At 50.5% G+C, this 16,910-nt stretch carries 15 protein-coding genes; 10 read left to right on the top strand and 5 right to left on the bottom strand.

The genetic code is table 11. The features are described 5' to 3' along the window. Positions 1-57 precede the first annotated feature (57 nt). On the bottom strand, positions 58-1,722 hold the full coding sequence (locus BLU57_RS13425; RefSeq protein ID WP_256206297.1) for a sensor domain-containing diguanylate cyclase: 1,665 nt from the start codon (positions 1,720-1,722) through the stop codon (positions 58-60). Positions 1,723-1,748: 26 nt separating this feature from the next. Then, complete coding sequence (locus BLU57_RS13420; RefSeq protein WP_090321891.1) at positions 1,749-2,174, bottom strand: group III truncated hemoglobin; 426 nt, start codon at positions 2,172-2,174, stop codon at positions 1,749-1,751. 218 nt (positions 2,175-2,392) lie between these two features. Here BLU57_RS13420 and BLU57_RS13415 point away from each other — a divergent pair, with 218 nt between their 5' ends. After that, entirely contained in the window at positions 2,393-4,003 is a 1,611-nt protein-coding gene (locus BLU57_RS13415) for an NAD-dependent malic enzyme (RefSeq protein WP_090321889.1), read from the top strand. 31 nt (positions 4,004-4,034) lie between these two features. Here the strand turns inward: BLU57_RS13415 and serB are convergent, their stop codons facing one another. After that, positions 4,035-4,865, bottom strand: a complete 831-nt coding sequence (gene serB, locus BLU57_RS13410; RefSeq protein WP_090321886.1) for a phosphoserine phosphatase SerB — start codon at positions 4,863-4,865, stop codon at positions 4,035-4,037. Between the two features lie 47 nt (positions 4,866-4,912). After that, positions 4,913-6,379, bottom strand: a complete 1,467-nt coding sequence (locus BLU57_RS13405) for a sensor domain-containing diguanylate cyclase (RefSeq protein WP_090321883.1) — start codon at positions 6,377-6,379, stop codon at positions 4,913-4,915. A gap of 320 nt (positions 6,380-6,699) precedes the next feature. Here BLU57_RS13405 and BLU57_RS13400 point away from each other — a divergent pair, with 320 nt between their 5' ends. The 6 genes from BLU57_RS13400 (at position 6,700) to BLU57_RS13375 (ending at position 12,920) form a co-directional block, all read left to right on the top strand. Continuing rightward, on the top strand, positions 6,700-8,196 hold the full coding sequence (locus tag BLU57_RS13400; protein WP_090321930.1) for a leucyl aminopeptidase: 1,497 nt from the start codon (positions 6,700-6,702) through the stop codon (positions 8,194-8,196). Between the two features lie 139 nt (positions 8,197-8,335). Beyond that, on the top strand, positions 8,336-8,761 hold the full coding sequence (locus BLU57_RS13395; protein WP_090321881.1) for a DNA polymerase III subunit chi: 426 nt from the start codon (positions 8,336-8,338) through the stop codon (positions 8,759-8,761). 23 nt (positions 8,762-8,784) lie between these two features. Then, entirely contained in the window at positions 8,785-9,135 is a 351-nt protein-coding gene (locus tag BLU57_RS13390) for a hypothetical protein (RefSeq protein WP_090321878.1), read from the top strand. Between the two features lie 141 nt (positions 9,136-9,276). Beyond that, entirely contained in the window at positions 9,277-12,042 is a 2,766-nt protein-coding gene (locus BLU57_RS13385) for a valine--tRNA ligase (protein ID WP_090321875.1), read from the top strand. A gap of 90 nt (positions 12,043-12,132) precedes the next feature. Further along, a complete protein-coding gene (locus BLU57_RS13380) occupies positions 12,133-12,642 on the top strand; it encodes a hypothetical protein (RefSeq protein ID WP_090321873.1) in 510 nt (169 codons plus the stop codon). Positions 12,643-12,731: 89 nt separating this feature from the next. After that, positions 12,732-12,920 carry a hypothetical protein gene (locus BLU57_RS13375; RefSeq protein ID WP_090321870.1) on the top strand — a complete coding sequence of 63 codons (189 nt, stop codon included), beginning with the start codon at positions 12,732-12,734 and terminating at the stop codon, positions 12,918-12,920. A gap of 85 nt (positions 12,921-13,005) precedes the next feature. Here the strand turns inward: BLU57_RS13375 and BLU57_RS16120 are convergent, their stop codons facing one another. After that, the gene (locus tag BLU57_RS16120; protein ID WP_176776455.1) at positions 13,006-13,173 is read right to left on the bottom strand and encodes a hypothetical protein; all 168 of its coding nucleotides are present in this window, start codon (positions 13,171-13,173) and stop codon (positions 13,006-13,008) included. A gap of 234 nt (positions 13,174-13,407) precedes the next feature. On the opposite strand from BLU57_RS16120, the gene BLU57_RS13370 reads away from it, so the two are divergent. From BLU57_RS13370 to BLU57_RS13360, 3 genes are all read left to right on the top strand, one after another. After that, a complete protein-coding gene (locus tag BLU57_RS13370; protein WP_090321927.1) occupies positions 13,408-14,040 on the top strand; it encodes a PEP-CTERM sorting domain-containing protein in 633 nt (210 codons plus the stop codon). A gap of 333 nt (positions 14,041-14,373) precedes the next feature. Beyond that, positions 14,374-16,383 carry a class I SAM-dependent DNA methyltransferase gene (locus BLU57_RS13365; protein WP_090321867.1) on the top strand — a complete coding sequence of 670 codons (2,010 nt, stop codon included), beginning with the start codon at positions 14,374-14,376 and terminating at the stop codon, positions 16,381-16,383. Next, a complete protein-coding gene (locus BLU57_RS13360; RefSeq protein ID WP_090321864.1) occupies positions 16,380-16,820 on the top strand; it encodes a restriction endonuclease subunit S in 441 nt (146 codons plus the stop codon). Before BLU57_RS13365 ends, BLU57_RS13360 begins: the two co-directional genes overlap by 4 nt. Positions 16,821-16,910: the final 90 nt, after the last annotated feature.

Raw genomic sequence — 16,910 nt, 5'->3', positions numbered from 1 at the left:
TTTGTTAATTCATTGCAGCGGCAATGCAAACCGTTTTTTCAATGGCCCGCAAGCCTACTATGTGGCTGAATCGGATTTAGGCTGTACGCAGTACACTCGATCGCGCCCCGAGCGCTTAGCTTCATACAACGCACCGTCGACCCGGGATAACAAAATAGTCAGTGATGTGTCTTCCGGTTCACTTTGAATGACGCCGATACTGAGCGTTACTTTGAACGTCTTGCTGATCGTGCTGCAATGTACACTTGCCGCATGTGCCCGGATGCGCTCCGCAGTCTTCAGCGCTTCACTGATCGCAGTATCCGCCAGAATGATAATGAATTCATCGCCGCCAAAACGGGCTGCAAAATCGACGTTGCGGATCGATTGCGAGATCTTTCTTGCAATCCCTGCAATGATTTCATCGCCGGCGACATGGCCGAGACTATCGTTCAATGTTTTGAAATGATCGACATCAATCATCAGGACGGAAAACGGGCGCTTGTTCCGCTCATATCGTGCCAACTGATCATTGATGATGGCATTCAGTTTATTGCGGTTAAACAACCCGGTAAGGCTGTCGGTAACCGATAGCGTTTCCAAGAGCGCGTTCTTTTGCTGCATGGCGGCGCTCGCTTCCTCGATTTTCGCTTGATCCAGCCGCAACTGATTCGTCATCTGATTAAACATCTGCGTCAGCTGCCCAAGTTCATTGCGCTGCATGCTCGTCAATTCAACGTTAAGATCGCCTTGCACAATTTTTCCGGTGGCATCGATCAATCTTCGCAATGGAACGACAATCGCATGACTCATTTGGAACGCGATGGCGGCGACCACCAGGATGATGATACTGATCAGACCCACGAATAAATTGCGTTGCTGTTCCCAAAAAGCATAGATCAATTGATGACTTCTGGTCGCAATGATAGTAATCAGCGGTTTTTCCGACATATACGCCAGACCGGCAACCTTTTCCTGCCGCGGCCCTTGGAATATCTCGTATTCTCCCGGATTATTGCGCAATCGCTCTATTACCGCGGGATCAAGCGACACTGGGTTCTCCGGATTGACAATCGCAGCATCGCTGGCCAGCATGACATTGCCATCCTTGTCCAGGAGCAGGACATCGCCGGGCGGCGATTTGATCTTGTCCTTTAAGTTTGACTGGATGTCCCGCAAATCAAACGTTACGATCAGCGCACCCAAAATAAAATCGTCCACCGATAATATGGGAACTGCAATACTCAGTACGGCCGTTGCGTAATCCGCATTCCATTGCGGTGGTGCGACGACTTCCCCTTGAATCGATGCGTCTTGCGGCCAATCCGGCGAAAGCTTTACCGGGAAAGGCGACTCCACGTTACTGGCGAGTATTCCCCCTTCCACATCGACCACCGTTAATTCCAGAACGGTTTCCAGCCGCTTATGCACGGATTGCAAGTACAGCTCCAGTCCCTTCCGCTGCACTTTGAGTTTGTTTTTCCGCGCTTGCGCTTGATTGTCTTTAGACAATCCCTCGATCAGAATCTTGGATGTCGCCAGTTCCCGGACCGTCAGATTCTGTTCCTTAATCCACAGCTCCAGTTCCCGGCTGGCATAATTGGCCAAAGCACGCAACTCGCGGGTGACATTCTCGTTGATCATCGTTTCATTTTGTTGAAACGACAATATGCCCAATCCCAGTGAAGGGATCAGTGTGGCCAGAATGGAAAAAACGATAATCTTGCTTTTGATGCTTCTCAAAATCAATCCCGCAAGGTTATTGAGAACTATGCTGTATGAAGTGCAACCGGCTGTTTATCCGGGTAATTACTCATTTGATAACCCTGCCACAACCGGCCCGCGATGAACGTCGCAATGGCATTGGCCTGCTGCTGCAAGTCCGGATTACCCAGTTCCTTGGTTGTCTCTTTAAACAGTTGCAACCAGCGCTCAAACAATGCCGCATTGAGATCGGGCAAAGCGATATGCTTAGGCATCGGTGCGCCGCGGAACCGGCTGGTACCGCGCAATTGCGCCGACCAGAAATTGATCATCTGTACAAAATGCGCATCCCAATCGATGACATGGGCCTCGAAAATGGGTCCCAGCCCAGGATCTTTCCGGGCTTTTGCGTAAAATGTATGAACCAGGTTTGCTATTTCTTCTTCAGTATATAAACTAGGATCCGGCATTGGAAATGGCGATTGACTCATAATGTATTGAAATTACCTCAGTGCTGATTAAAAAGAATTGATCCATGGCTGAGATGGATTGTAACAGTGTTCCACAGATACTATTGTCAAGCGTATCTTAGATGGAAACTAGTTTATCTTCGGTTTTCCGGATTGTCCAACTTTGCAGCAAATTAAGCGGTTTTGTAGCGTACTGGTCATGGCAAACCCCGCTGGCTATTAGGGAGATAGGGATCAAAATGAAAAATTTATACGGCAAAGCATTGTTAACCGATCCGGGACTCACAAAATCAACAGCATTTACGCGGGAAGAGCGGGAACGGTTCGGTTTGCGGGGATTACTGCCCTATGAAGTGGCCAGCATGCACAAACAAATCGAGCGCGTCTTAGGCAGTATGCGCTGCAAAAGCAGCGCCATAGAAAAATATATCTTTCTAAATGCCTTACTGGAGCGCAACCAACGGCTTTTTTACCGCACCATGATCGACCACATCGAAGAAATCATGCCGTTGGTCTACACCCCCACGGTCGGCGAAGCTTGCAAGAAATTTGCGCACATCTTCAGAAAACCGCAGGGATTCTATATCACACCTGAAGATCGCGGCGAAATCGCCACGATTCTGAGAAACTGGCCGGAGGAAGATATACGCGTCATTGTCGTCACGGATGGAGAGCGTATCCTGGGTTTGGGCGACTTGGGCGCAAATGGCATGGGAATACCGATCGGCAAAGTGGCTTTATACGTCGCCTGCGCCGGCATCCATCCGGCGCAATGCATGCCGGTCATGCTCGACGTCGGCACGAATAACGTAGCGTTACGCGAAGATCCACTGTACCTGGGTTATCCCCACCCCCGCATTGACGCTGCTACCTACCGTGCCCTGGTTGATGAGTTTGTCCAGGCCGTGCAATTACGTTACCCCCACGCCGTCATACAATTTGAGGATTTCCTGACACCCCATGCGTTTGAATTTCTGGAACGCTACAACGGACAAGTGCGCTGTTTTAACGACGATATTCAAGGTACCGCCGCCGTGACGCTGGCGGGCATTTACACCTCGTGCCGCATTACTGGAAAGCAATTCGCCGATCTGAATATCATGTTTCTCGGGACAGGATCGGCCGCCAGCGGGACGGCGGAATTGGCCGTGGATGCGTTTGTCAAAGCCGGTCTCAGCAACGCAGAAGCGCAGAGACGATTATGGTTCATCGACCGGAAAGGATTAATCACCACGGCGAATGAGAACATCAAACCGCGCATCAAACCTTTCATTCAAGCACATGCGGCGTGCAGTTTTGCCGAGGCTATCGATGAGATCAAGCCGGATGTATTAATTGGCGCAACCGGTGTGGCCGGTACGTTCAACGAAGCTATTGTACGCAGGATGGCGGCGGTGAATGAGCGTCCGGTGATCATCGCCCTATCGAACCCGACATCGCACACCGAATGCACCGCTGAACAAGCTTATCAATGGAGCGACGGGCGGGTTATCTTCGCCAGCGGCAGCCCGTTTGACCCGGTGCGCTATGGAGATACCGTTTTCAAGCCGGCGCAGGGAAACAACGCCTATATTTTTCCGGGTATCGGCCTGGGTGTCACCGCCAGCGCTGCGCGGCTGGTGACGCAAAGCATGTTTCTGACCGCCGCCGAGGTGCTGGCAAACACGGTCACCGAATCGGAAATCCGCAATGGCTCGGTGTATCCGGCATTAACCCGGGTACGCGATGTATCGCTCGCGATTGCAGCCGCCGTTTGCCGGGTGGCGATGAATGAAGGATTAGCGGAATCGGCATTACCGGAAGATTTGAACAGCTATATCCGGTCGCTGATGTATGAACCGGATTACTAGAATCGATGCATTACCGTTGCACGGCTGCGGTTCATGCGAATAAATTGGTGACGCCGTCCAATCCGACATAATCGATCGAATACGTCGCCTGCTGTTTGACAATGGGTTTAGCATGATAAGCAATGCCAACGCCCGCTTCGGCCAGCATCGCCAGATCATTGGCGCCGTCTCCGATGGCGATGACTTGTTCACGCTGCACCCCCAATTCCGCGCAAACTTGCTTCAGCACTTGCGCCTTGCCTTCTCTGCCGATAATTTCTCCGGCTACCTTTCCGGTCAGCCGTTCATTCTCTATTTCCAGCACATTGGCCGCGGCAAAATCGAGTTGCAGCTTTGTCTTGATCCGCTCGGTGAAAAATGTAAAACCGCCGGAAATTACCATGGTCTTGATGCCGGATTGCTTTGCCAGCTGTAACATTCTTTCCGCGCCCGGACTGAGCTTTACGCGCTCATCGTAGACTTTCTGCAAGTCATCCTGGTGCACGCCGCGCAATAAAGCCGTACGCCGTGTCAGACTTTCCTCAAAGCTGATCTCACCCCGCATGGTTTGCACGGTGATGGCGGCCACTTGCGGTTTGATCTGCTGCATGTCGGCAATTTCGTCAATCGACTCAATCGCCAGCAAGGTCGAATCCATGTCCATGGCAATCAATTTGAAATCGGAAAGTTTCGTTGCCGCATTCACAAACGCAAAATCCAGTTCGGCCTGCGCGCAATATTCCGGTACCGCATCGGAATGCGTTGCATGGGTCAACCGGAAAGCTTGCCCGGTAATCCGTTCGATAGCGTCGGCATGCGATAACTTCGCCAGCTCGCGCAGATCGCTGTTGTTAACATCCAATCCTTGGATAATCAAATTCATAAGGTCGTAAAGAGTATTAAATGCAGTATTTCAGGTTGAAAAAACTATCAGGCGTTACCGTCCCATTCCATAATCTGATTCCGGCCCGCGTGCTTGGCGGCATAGAGCGCGGAATCAGCCGCTTTGATCAGATCGCGCGGGTCGCGTATTTGTGCCGCATTTTCCAGATATCCGGCGACACCGATCGATGCCGTGATACGAATGGTGCTGCGGCCGTCAAATTTATACGCGATTTCCGCGATCGAATCTTTTAGCCGGGCAATGAGATTTCTTGAAGCCGCCACCGCCGTGCCGGGAAGAATCAAGGCAAATTCCTCTCCTCCGTAACGGCTCAGAGTGTCATCCTGACGGATTTGATCAAAAACCGTTTTGACCACCATGGCCAGTAATGAGTCTCCCGCAACGTGGCCATAAGTATCGTTAACATTCTTAAAATGATCAAGGTCGATGATGGCAATCGTCAACGGCAGATTGTATTGCACTGCCAGATTGAATTCGCGCCGTAACGTTTCGTCAAAATAGGTGCGATTATAGGCGCCGGTTAAACCATCCCGCTGCGACTTATCTTCCAGATCCCGCATCCGGGATAAATCATGAATCATCAGCAATTCCTTGGCTTCGGCGAGAATTCCACTGACTTCCGCTGGATCATGAATGTTCATTTCAAATAAATCTTCCACCGCATTCAGCCCGACTTCCATGATTTTAATCACGTCGATGAGCACATTCGCGTCAAATCCGAGCCAGTCTTGCGCCGCTTGGTTCAACGCGGTCATTTTTTCGGCCTCATGCGGATAGAGAAAGTAGTCGGCCAGATAACGGGAAACCGCCAGACACGATTGCAGTGTCGGCCCCAGACTCTTGGGTTCCGGCTGCGAATGGCTATTGATGCAGGACAACGCGATGTAATCCGGAATATGCCATCTTTTCAGCAACGCATAACCCAGCTCATCGTGCCCCGCGCCGAATACCTCGCGTTCGCTATTCAGCAAAACATCGTGATCCGAAGTCGACGCAAAAACCTTACCGTACTCTTCCGGCATGATGACCCAGAAAGCCAGAATGCCGATTTCTTGAATTAATCCGGCCAGAAATAAATCGTCCAGATAGCTCAACTCAAGTTTTTCTCCCAGCGCACGCGCGGCAAGCGCCGATGCGATGGAACGACGCCAAAAAATCGTACTGTCAAAAACCGCGCCGTGATTCGGCACCGGGTTTTTCATCAGTGAATGGGTCAGTGAAAAGGATAGAGCGATCACAAGGACGGTGTGCGTACCCAGAATACTGACGGCTTGACGGATATTGGTTGCCACCCGGCGGGATTTATATAACGGTGTGTTTGCTGTACGCAACAGTTTTGCCGACAGCACCGGATCCAATGAAATATACTGGCAAACGGCACCAATATCGGCATCGGGATCATTCGCCATTTCAATTATTTTGACGGCTACAGCCGGTAAACTAGGCAACGCCGTGCAATGATTCAAGCGTCTTTTCAATGCATCATCAATCACTTATTATCCTTCGTGTTAGATAATAATCATATATTGTTGAATAATATGATAATTGTTGCTGATTATAAAATAAAGACAGTATATTAACTTATTTTAATTTACGCCATTCGCAATAATTCGCAGGCGTTTCCCGCCTATTTCCTTTACAGCAGTACAACTATTCAGCTTTTCAATCAAGCTGATGTTATTATGTTATTTGACGTGTGTTGACATTATTTTGCTTATCGCAGGCAAAGCGATTACACGATAACCGGTTGTACTCATAGTTAAGTTACATAAGCAAATGGCTCGCAAGAGCATTCTGGATGAAGGAGTTTAATGTGGAATTTGGAATAAAAATAGGCACCCCGGAAAAACAACGCGGCGCCTGTGCAGTCATCGGTATTTTTGAATCAAGAAAACTGTCGGATTCAGCAAAAGTTCTGGATACAATCACCCAAGGATATATCAAAAATATCCTGGCATCGGGCGACATGGACGGTAAAGCGAATACTTCGCTGTTACTGCATAACGTCCCGGACACTTTGTTTAAAAGAGTATTGCTGATCGGTCTGGGTAAGGAACAGGAATTCAAGGAAAAAACATTCTTGTCGGCGCTCGGCACCACTTTGAATGCGCTGCAAAAAACCGCAGTAACCGATGCCACACTGTTTTTATCCGATTTTCCCGTCAAAGACAAAACCAACGCCTGGAAAGTCAATCAAACCGTGATTGCAGCAATCAGCAGCGGCTACCGTTTCGATCAGCTGAAAAGCAAACCGGATAATAACCAGAGCAGCCTGCGCAAACTGATCATGTGCATTGACAACCGCACCGAACTGGCCGCTTGCGAAGCCGCCCTGCAACAAAGTATAGCGATTGCGCATGGTATGAATCTGGCCAAAGATTTAGGTAATCTCGCGCCGAACATTTGCACCCCCACGTATCTCGCCAAGCAGGCCAAGGATCTTGCCAAATCCCACAAGCTGAAGGCCTCCGTGCTGGAAGAAAAAGACATGGAGAAACTCGGCATGGGTTCTCTTCTGGCAGTCGCACGCGGCAGTGAGCAACCGGCAAAACTGATCGTGCTGGAATATCACGGCGCGGCCAAAAAGGAAAATCCGGTGGTTCTGGTGGGTAAAGGAGTGACCTTCGATACCGGCGGCATCTCGCTCAAACCCGCTGCTGAAATGGATGAAATGAAGTTCGACATGAGCGGCGCCGGCAGTGTATTGGGTACCCTGCAAGCGGTCGCGGAAATGAAGCTGCCCATCAATGTGGTGGGAATTATCCCAGCCACCGAAAATATGCCTGGCGGCAAAGCAACCAAACCGGGCGATGTGGTCACCAGCCTGTCCGGCCAGACCATCGAGATTCTCAACACCGATGCGGAAGGACGGTTGATTCTATGCGATGCGCTGACTTACGCAGAGCGCTATAACCCGAAAGTAGTGATCGATATCGCTACATTGACCGGCGCATGCGTCATTGCACTCGGCAATTTCACCACCGGCTTGATGAGCAACGATGACAAGCTGGCGCAGGAATTACTAGCCGCGGGAGAACAAGCTGCCGACCGTGCCTGGCAGTTACCGTTGTGGGATGAATACCAGGATCTGCTGAGAAGTAACTTTGCCGACATCGCTAATATCGGCGGACGCGCTGCAGGAACCATCACAGCGGCGTGCTTTTTGTCGCGTTTTACCAAGAAATACCGCTGGGCACACCTCGACATCGCAGGCACAGCGTGGAAATCCGGTAAAGATAAAGGCTCAACCGGGCGTCCGGTGCCGCTGTTGACGCAATTCCTGATTTCACAAGCGAAAGCAACCAGCTAGCCGCACTTTCGCACCGCTGATTAATTTGTGGCTCGCAGCTGAAGAAGCTGCACCATCAACCACTGTCATGAATTAATTAGCCGTTGCGGAGCGTATAAAAAAATACTCACGATCGCGCGCTCAACTAGACAGTGATTCGATGACACAGATTTATTTTTATTCGGGATCGGTCAATAAGTTGCAAACAGCTTGCCGGCTTTGCGCCAAGGCATTGCAGCAAAATATGAAAATATTGATTTATACGCCCGATGCAACCCTGCTCAAACAATTGGACGAACTGCTGTGGACGTTCTCGCCCACCAGCTTTATTCCGCATTGCCATATTCACGAAGACATTGCACTGGTCAGCGCCACGCCAGCGATTCTGAGCGACCGCATACCACCGGATATGCCATTCGATGTTCTGCTGAATCTGCACCGCGAGCAGCCGCCCTCTTTCGATCAATTCAACCGGCTCATCGAAATTGCGGGTAACTCGCCGGAAGACAAGCAAGTCGCTCGTGAGCGCTATCGTTTCTATAAAGATGCCGGTTATCCGCTACAACACTTCCAACTGGATAATTAAATGAAACCGTTGATTTTCCTATCATGAGTGACGATAAAACCGCAGCGGATTTCGACGATACCGAGATCATGGTTAAGTTTCGCAGCCTGCTGGGAAAATACCAGAATCAAGGCAAGATCGTGGGTACCGCACCCGCTGGCAAAGCGCCGGAAATCGATAAAACAACCCCTGTAATTGGCGCGGATGCAATACCGCTGCTGACCGATGCCGTGTTTCTTCATCCCGCCGTGATACAGCCGCAACCGACGCGCTTAACGCCCATTCGCCAGATTCTCGATGCCGCGCTGGAAGACGCGCATATCGACATGGACGTGCAGGACCGGAAAGCACTGGCGCATGCATTGGAAACCCGCTTGTCCAAGCAAATTAAATAACCGCCGCTCACGCCGCACTTCTTTTTGGCGGCATCTGCTTCACCAGTTGCTACACAGCAGGTCATCGCTCTTATTGTCCGCAGCAATACCCCATCGGCTATAATGGCGACCTTGTGCGCCATTCAATACCACTCAAAATCCATGGAACTCGAAAAAAGCTTTGACCCGAAACATATTGAAGACCGCTGGTATTCCATCTGGGAATCAGCGGGGTATTTCAAACCGGATGCGGCAACCAGCCAATCCGCTTACTGCATCATGCTGCCGCCGCCCAATGTCACGGGCACATTGCATATGGGGCATGCTTTCCAGCATACGTTGATGGATGCGCTGACACGCTATCACCGCATGCTGGGCGACAACACACTGTGGCAACCGGGCACCGATCACGCCGGTATCGCCACGCAGATTGTCGTTGAACGCCAATTGGATCAACAGAAACTCGATCGCCGCACCATGGGGCGGGAAGCATTTCTGGAGCGAGTCTGGCAATGGAAGGAAGAATCCGGCTCCACCATCACCCGGCAAATGCGTCGTCTGGGCACTTCCTGCGACTGGACACGCGAACGTTTCACCATGGATGCCGAATTATCGCGCGCTGTGACCGAGGTATTCGTGCGCCTGTTTCGTGAAGGACTCATTTACCGCGGCAAACGGCTGGTGAATTGGGATCCGGTATTGCAAACCGCGGTGTCCGATCTGGAAGTGGTGTCGACCGAGGAAAACGGCTCGTTGTGGCATATCCGCTACCCGCTGGAACAGGCGGACGGCATGCATCATACCGAGCCAACGGAAGCGTTGATCGTCGCCACCACCCGCCCCGAAACCATGCTCGGCGACGTCGCCGTAGCCGTGCATCCGGACGATCCGCGCTATCAGCATCTGATCGGACGCCATGTGCGCTTGCCGCTATGCGAACGGACCATTCCCATCATCGCGGATACGTATGTCGATCTGGAATTCGGCACTGGTTGCGTAAAAATCACCCCGGCGCACGATTTCAACGATTACCAAGTCGGCCAGCGGCATCATCTGGTGCCCATCAGCATCTTTACGCTAGATGGAAAAATCAACGATCTGGCGCCGCTGGACTATCAGGGCATGGATCGCTTCGATGCGCGCAAGAAAATCGTGGCCGACCTGGAAGCACAGGGTTTTCTGGCCGAAACCAAGCCGCACAAACTGATGGCGCCGCGCGGCGACCGCACCAACACCATCATCGAACCGATGCTGACCGATCAATGGTACGTCGCCATGGAAGGCTTGGCCAAGCGCGGTTTGGACGTTGTCGCTAACGGCGACGTCAAATTCACGCCGGACAACTGGACGCATGTCTACAATCAGTGGCTGGAGAATATCCAGGATTGGTGCATTTCGCGCCAATTATGGTGGGGACACCGCATTCCGGCATGGTACGACGAAGACGGCAACGTCACGGTCGCACACAACCTGGAAGAAGCACAACAGCTTTCCGGCAAACGCGATTTGAGACAGGACGACGATGTGCTGGATACCTGGTTTTCATCCGCGCTCTGGCCCTTCTCCACGCTGGGTTGGCCGGATGACGCCGCGGAATTGAAAACTTTCCTGCCAACTTCGGTGCTGATCACCGGATTTGACATCATATTCTTCTGGGTTGCGCGCATGGTCATGATGTCGCTGCATTTCACCGGCCAGGTACCGTTCCGGGAAGTGTATATCACCGGCCTGATCCGCGATGCCGAAGGCCAGAAAATGAGCAAATCCAAAGGCAATGTGCTCGATCCGCTGGATTTGATTGACGGTATCGCATTACCCGATTTGATCGCCAAGCGCACTACCGGTTTGATGAATCCCAAACAAGCCGAATCGATCGAGAAAAACACCCGTAAGCATTTCCCCGACGGCATTCCGGCGTTCGGCACCGATGCCCTGCGCTTCACGTTTGCCAGCCTGGCTTCGCATGGGCGCGATATCAAGTTCGACATGCAACGTTGCGAGGGTTACCGGAACTTCTGTAACAAGTTATGGAATGCGACACGCTACGTGCTGATGAACTGTGAAGGAAAAGATACCGGATTGGATGAAACATTACCCCTCGCCTACTCCGCTGCGGATCAATGGATCATTAGCCGATTACAGCAAGCGGAGCAAGCTGTTGAACAGGCCTTTACCAATTACCGTTTCGACCTGGTCGCGCGAGAAATCTACGAACTGGTGTGGGACGAATATTGCGACTGGTACGTCGAGCTTGCCAAAGTCCAGTTAAATTCCGATCAAGATGCAGCGCAGCGAGCCACCCGCCGCACTTTGGTGCGCGTACTGGAAGCCATGCTGCGGCTGGCACATCCGGTCATTCCATTCATCACCGAGGAATTGTGGCAAACCGTCGCGCCGCTGGCGGGAAAATCCGGCGCCAGTATTATGTGCCAGCCGTACCCGGTTGCGAATGCCTCCGTCATTAACCCGCAAGCCATCGAAAATATCGGTTTGCTGAAAGAAATGATCAACGCCTGCCGCACCTTGCGCGGTGAAATGAATGTGTCGCCAGCGCTCAAAGTGCCGTTGCTGGCTGCCGGTGATCAATCCATGCTATCCGGCTACTCGCCGTATCTGCAGGCTTTGGCGAAATTATCCGGCGTGGAAATCCAACCGGGCGGACTGCCCGAAGCGGACGCGCCAGTCGCCATCGTGCGCGATTTCAAATTGATGTTAAAGATTGAAGTCGACGTAGCAGCGGAACGCGAGCGCCTGAGCAAGGAAATTACCCGCATCGAAACGGAAATAGCCAAAGCGCAGGCCAAACTATCCAATCCGAGCTTTGTCGAACGTGCACCAGCCAATGTGGTGGAGCAGGAAAAAGATCGCCTGAATGCGTTCAACGCAAAACTCAACAGCTTGAAAGAACAATTGCAAAAACTGAATTAATATTTCGCACACCACCCGATCGACGAGAACCGGGTGGCTCGCCCAGAACCGCTAAATCTCGTCACTTAATATTTTAATAAGGAAAATTGTATGAACAAAACGCTTCTGACAGCATTATCGGCCGCACTACTATCACTTTCCGGCATATCACTTTCACACGCCGAAAGCGTGGCTGTTGAAGGCCGAGCTATTTTTATTGTGGATAACAGTGTGCCGGGCTCGCAAATCCTGGTGAAAAATCTCGCCAATGCCGCTGCGAATGCCTGTCTTATCAACGCGGGAACCAACCTGCTGGGTTTAGGCACGGACACGACAGCGACCGATATCGTCATCAAAAACGGTACCGCGGTGATCACCACGTACAACGCAACCCTTTTTGCCACCGACGTTAAGCTGGTCGATGTCACCAGCTGTCCGATCACCTCCGTCGTTGATCTGAGCGCATGCTATGCGACGGTTCATGATGGCAAACTGACGGTCCCCTGCCTCCAGTATGATGACGACGTCATTTCCGTCGTACTCGGACAACGCGGCAAATCGATGAATTTTGAATTCGAATCGTACAAACCCGGTAAAGGCCACGGCCACGATCACGATTAAATAACCGCACAGCATTCCAATCCATTAAAAAGGCTCTGAGCCGGTCAGAGCCTTTTCACAGTTCACCATGTCAGCAGAAGCTTACGCCAATGCCATGGTTAGCACAAAAACGCATAAGCATCATATCGAAACAGAACAACGGTAAAACACTGGTGTTGGAAGTAAAAGGTATCGACGACGAACGCAACCGCATCAAACGCGCGGCGATGGCGGTTTGGATCAAGACGGTCAACGAGCAAGGCAGTTTTGGGCAGGGGTGCTTCGATGTGGTGTTCTAACCGGCGAGAACGAGAGATGTCTTGCTAAAACAGGCCAGCGAATGCAAGAACGGGGAATGAGCGCTTTTTCAATCCAATACCTTGATTAATCGAGTGCTCCAATTTGATTGGCCATGCTGTCTTTATGCAGGGAACACCACTCATGCCAAACTGTTCTGGCTTCTTCAATATTGCTGAAAGTCCACAGCACAACACCATCTTCGGTCATCAAGGTTGCCATTTTGTTAGGCCATTCTTTAATTAAGCAGTACATTATTTTTCCTTTGTAGTTACAACTGCGGCAAAGTTTAATCAAATAATGTGAAACTTATATGAATGAATTGTGAAGATTTTATGACACTATTCTGATTTGAGAAATGTAATCCAGAAGTTCACAACCAGTTCATACCGCAAAATTACGCAAATGCCTTATAGCAATTTATTGTGAATAGCCTATGATGAAAAACTATATACAAAAACTTTAATCATCAAAAAGGGAGCAAAGTATATGGTTAAATTAATAAGAATCCTGTTATGCAGCGGTGTTTTTTCGGTTGGATTGTTAGCGAATGCGAATGCAGCGTTAGAGACCCGTTTGGGTGGTCTGGCTGTGTATGATACGGATATAGATATCACTTGGCTGGCGGATGCGGATTATGCAAAAACATCAGGGTATGATGCTGATGGTGTATTGAGCTGGCCCGACGCCAAAGCTTGGGCCGCAGGCCTTAGCATCGAGGGTGTTACGGGTTGGCGTTTGCCGACGGCGGACACTTCTTGCACTGGTCACAATTGCAACCATAGCGAGATGGGGCATTTGTTCTATGACGAACTGGGCGGTAAAGCAGGCTTCCCAATTCTAAGTATTAGCAGTCTTTTTTCAAACATCCGGGATTACTTTGGGGGCTTTGAACAATTCTACTGGACGGGTACGGAGTTTACTCCTGATCTAGGATGGATTTTTTTCTTCGCCAATGGTCACCAAGGCTGGGGAGGCGATATCCCTCACTATGGGTTCGCATGGGCTGTTCACGATGGCGATGTCGGCGCTGCGCTTGTACCCGAACCAGAAGCGTATGCAATGATGTCTATCGGACTATTGATGCTGTTTGGTTTTAGAAGATTAAGGCAACAATGTTAATGACAGAATAATTCTTAGCACTATTAATCACTAACCCGTCCCAGTGGCGGGTTTTTTTATGACTACAGCCCCCAAAGTCATGCAGGCTGGCGGCGATCCGCGCAAATAGAAGCCTGGATATTGGAACAAGCAGGATTGCACACTATAAAAAATAAACATAACTACATTAGTAGATGAAAGTAATTTACGATGCTGCCACGGATGCAATAAACAAGGAAAAGCATGGCGTTCCCTTTACCCTACGACTAACTAGGATGATTTGCTAATAGTTTGGCGATAGAATCTGAGAAGAACAATAAAACGAACAGATATTTTTTTGGAACAGACACTTAAATGGCGCAGTTAGAGAATATTGAAGCAATAGAGAAACGTCTTTGGGGCAGTGCAGATAACCTACGCGCAAACAGCAACTACGCCAGCAATGAATACTTCATGCCCGTCATGGGGCTTATTTTTCTTCGTCATGCCTATAGCCGCTATCTGGCCGTAAAGCCGCAAATCGAGGCCACGTTGCCTTCCCGTGGCGGCGTTACCCGCCCGCTAACGAAGGAAGATTTTTCCAGCAAGGGTGCCATTTTCCTTCAGGAGAAAGCGCAGTTCGATCATTTGGTGAATCTCACCGATGCCGATGATAGAGCGCAAGCCGTCATCGACGCGATGGAAGCCATCGAGGCCGACTACGAAACCCTGAAAGGCATCCTGCCCAAAAGCGAATACCAAGAGCTGGATAACGATGTTCTGGGCAATCTGCTGCGCACCTTCAATGACTCCGCACTCAAGAAAGCCACAGGCGACATCTTTGGCCGTATTTACGAATACTTCCTGACTCAGTTTGCCAACCAGAGCGCCCATGACGGCGGTGAATTTTTCACACCCGTTTCACTGGTGCAGATGATCGTGAATTTTATCGAACCCGATCATGGCTCAGTCATTGACCCCGCTTGCGGCTCTGGCGGTATGTTTGTGCAAAGCGCGCACTTCATCGAGAAGATGCACAAGAACCCGCAAGACGTTGCCACCTTCTACGGCGCGGAGAAAAACCCGACCACTATCCGTCTGGCCAAGATGAACTTAGCCGTGCATGGTCTGGAAGGCAAAATCCAGAAAGCTATTTCCTACTACGAAGACCCGCACGACTTCCTCGGTAAGGCCGATTTCGTCATGGCCAACCCGCCGTTCAACGTTGATGACGTGGACGCGGAGAAAATCAAAAACGACCCGCGTTTGCCTTTCGGCTTACCCGGTGTGAACAAGAAAGGCGCGGTCTCCAACGGTAACTATCTCTGGATTTCGTACTTCTACAGTTACCTGAACAAGGAAGGCCGCGCCGGTTTCGTTATGTCTTCGCAAGCATCCAGTGCCGGAGGGCAGGAAGCCGAAGTGCGCCGCAAGCTGGTCGAAAGCGGCCACGTCGAAGGCATGGTCGCCATCCGTTCCAACTTCTTTTATACCCGCTCGGTGCCTTGCGAACTATGGTTTCTGAACAAGAGCAAGCCCGCAGGCATGAAAGATAAAGTGCTGATGCTGGATGCGCGCAATGTCTACCGCAAGGTCACGCGCAAGATTTATGACTTCTCGCCGGAACAATTGGCCAACCTGACTTCCATTGTTTGGCTTTATCGCGGACAAAAAGAGCGCTTCTTGGCACTGGTGGAAAGCTACCTCACACGCACACTTGAGGATGCCAAAGCCGCCAAACCCTCGATGGATGCCTTCATTGCATCGTTCGACAAACTGGCGGGCAAGCTGGAACAGGTTGAAGAAGAAACCAGTAAGGCCTTTGAGCTATTAGCCAGTGACATCAAAGCCTTCGAAAATGCCATTGAGGCTGAAAACAGAGACTGGGAGAAAGCCCCGCGTGACAATGCGGGCTTGATGAACGCTGCCCAAAAGCTGGAGCCGATGGCGGAAACCAGCCGTGACCTGATTAAACAGATCGACCAGTTCTATAAGCTTGCTGAAAAGCAAGCCAAGCAAAGCGCGGAAAAAGGCTTGAACAAACTCATCAAGGAATTTGACGACGAGCGCAAAGAAGCCGTCGAGCAGTTAAAGCAAGTACGCTATATTTTCAAGCAAGCGCACTGGCTGCAAGAACGCTTCCCCGATGCCGCGCTGCGCGATGTCGAAGGCTTGGTGAGGCTGGTGGATATTGCCGAGATTAAAGCCAATGACTGGAGCTTAACGCCCGGTCGCTATGTCGGCGTCGCGCCGGAGATCGAGGACGAAGATTTCGACTTCGAAGAAACGTTGCGCGATATTCATATTGAACTGAAAGGCTTGAACGAAGAAGCCGCCTTCCTCGCTGCCCAAATCCAAAAGAATTTTGAGGAGCTGGGGATATGACGTTACGAAGGGTCGAATTTCAAGAATTGGTCGACTTTTACGATCATGTTCGTATTCCGCTCAGTGGACTGGAGAGAGAGAAGCGACAAGGCTCCTATCGTTATTATGGCGCTCAGAGTGTTATTGATTATGTTGATGGTTACCTTTTTGATGGAGAATATGTGCTAGTTGCTGAGGATGGCGCAAATCTCGTAACGAGAAATGAACCAATTGCGCAGGTCGTGAGTGGACAATTCTGGGTCAACAACCATGCTCACATCGTTAAAGCCAAACAAGGAGTTAGCACTAATAATTTTATAAATTTTCTCATTAACTCCAACAATTTGTCTGGATACGTTACTGGAGCCGCTCAGCCGAAGCTTTCGCAAAAAAATCTTAGAATTATAAAGTTTGATGTACCTAGCTATGAAACGCAGTTAGCTATAGATAATCTGTAAGAATTCCTAGCGTTGTTTACAGTATTCAGGAGAATACTGTAGATGAACATACACAAACGCACTCGCTTAACATTATTGGATCGTCAGGAA

Origin of the sequence: Nitrosomonas oligotropha, assembly GCF_900106555.1 — a bacterium.
GTDB classification, from domain to species: Bacteria; Pseudomonadota; Gammaproteobacteria; order Burkholderiales; family Nitrosomonadaceae; genus Nitrosomonas; species Nitrosomonas oligotropha_A.
This window is presented reverse-complemented; position numbering and strand designations above follow the sequence as displayed.

What these genes read in the sequence shown, in the direction of transcription:
- BLU57_RS16120 (WP_176776455.1), bottom strand. Translation starts at nt 13,173, where the DNA reads ATGTACTGCTTAATTAAAGAATGGCCTAACAAAATGGCAACCTTGATG.
- BLU57_RS13390 (WP_090321878.1), top strand. Translation starts at nt 8,785, where the DNA reads ATGAGTGACGATAAAACCGCAGCGGATTTCGACGATACCGAGATCATG.
- BLU57_RS13370 (WP_090321927.1), top strand. Translation starts at nt 13,408, where the DNA reads ATGGTTAAATTAATAAGAATCCTGTTATGCAGCGGTGTTTTTTCGGTT.
- BLU57_RS13360 (WP_090321864.1), top strand. Translation starts at nt 16,380, where the DNA reads ATGACGTTACGAAGGGTCGAATTTCAAGAATTGGTCGACTTTTACGAT.
- BLU57_RS13395 (WP_090321881.1), top strand. Translation starts at nt 8,336, where the DNA reads ATGACACAGATTTATTTTTATTCGGGATCGGTCAATAAGTTGCAAACA.
- BLU57_RS13415 (WP_090321889.1), top strand. Translation starts at nt 2,393, where the DNA reads ATGAAAAATTTATACGGCAAAGCATTGTTAACCGATCCGGGACTCACA.
- BLU57_RS13380 (WP_090321873.1), top strand. Translation starts at nt 12,133, where the DNA reads ATGAACAAAACGCTTCTGACAGCATTATCGGCCGCACTACTATCACTT.
- serB (WP_090321886.1), bottom strand. Translation starts at nt 4,865, where the DNA reads ATGAATTTGATTATCCAAGGATTGGATGTTAACAACAGCGATCTGCGC.
- BLU57_RS13385 (WP_090321875.1), top strand. Translation starts at nt 9,277, where the DNA reads ATGGAACTCGAAAAAAGCTTTGACCCGAAACATATTGAAGACCGCTGG.
- BLU57_RS13375 (WP_090321870.1), top strand. Translation starts at nt 12,732, where the DNA reads ATGCCATGGTTAGCACAAAAACGCATAAGCATCATATCGAAACAGAAC.
- BLU57_RS13420 (WP_090321891.1), bottom strand. Translation starts at nt 2,174, where the DNA reads ATGAGTCAATCGCCATTTCCAATGCCGGATCCTAGTTTATATACTGAA.
- BLU57_RS13365 (WP_090321867.1), top strand. Translation starts at nt 14,374, where the DNA reads ATGGCGCAGTTAGAGAATATTGAAGCAATAGAGAAACGTCTTTGGGGC.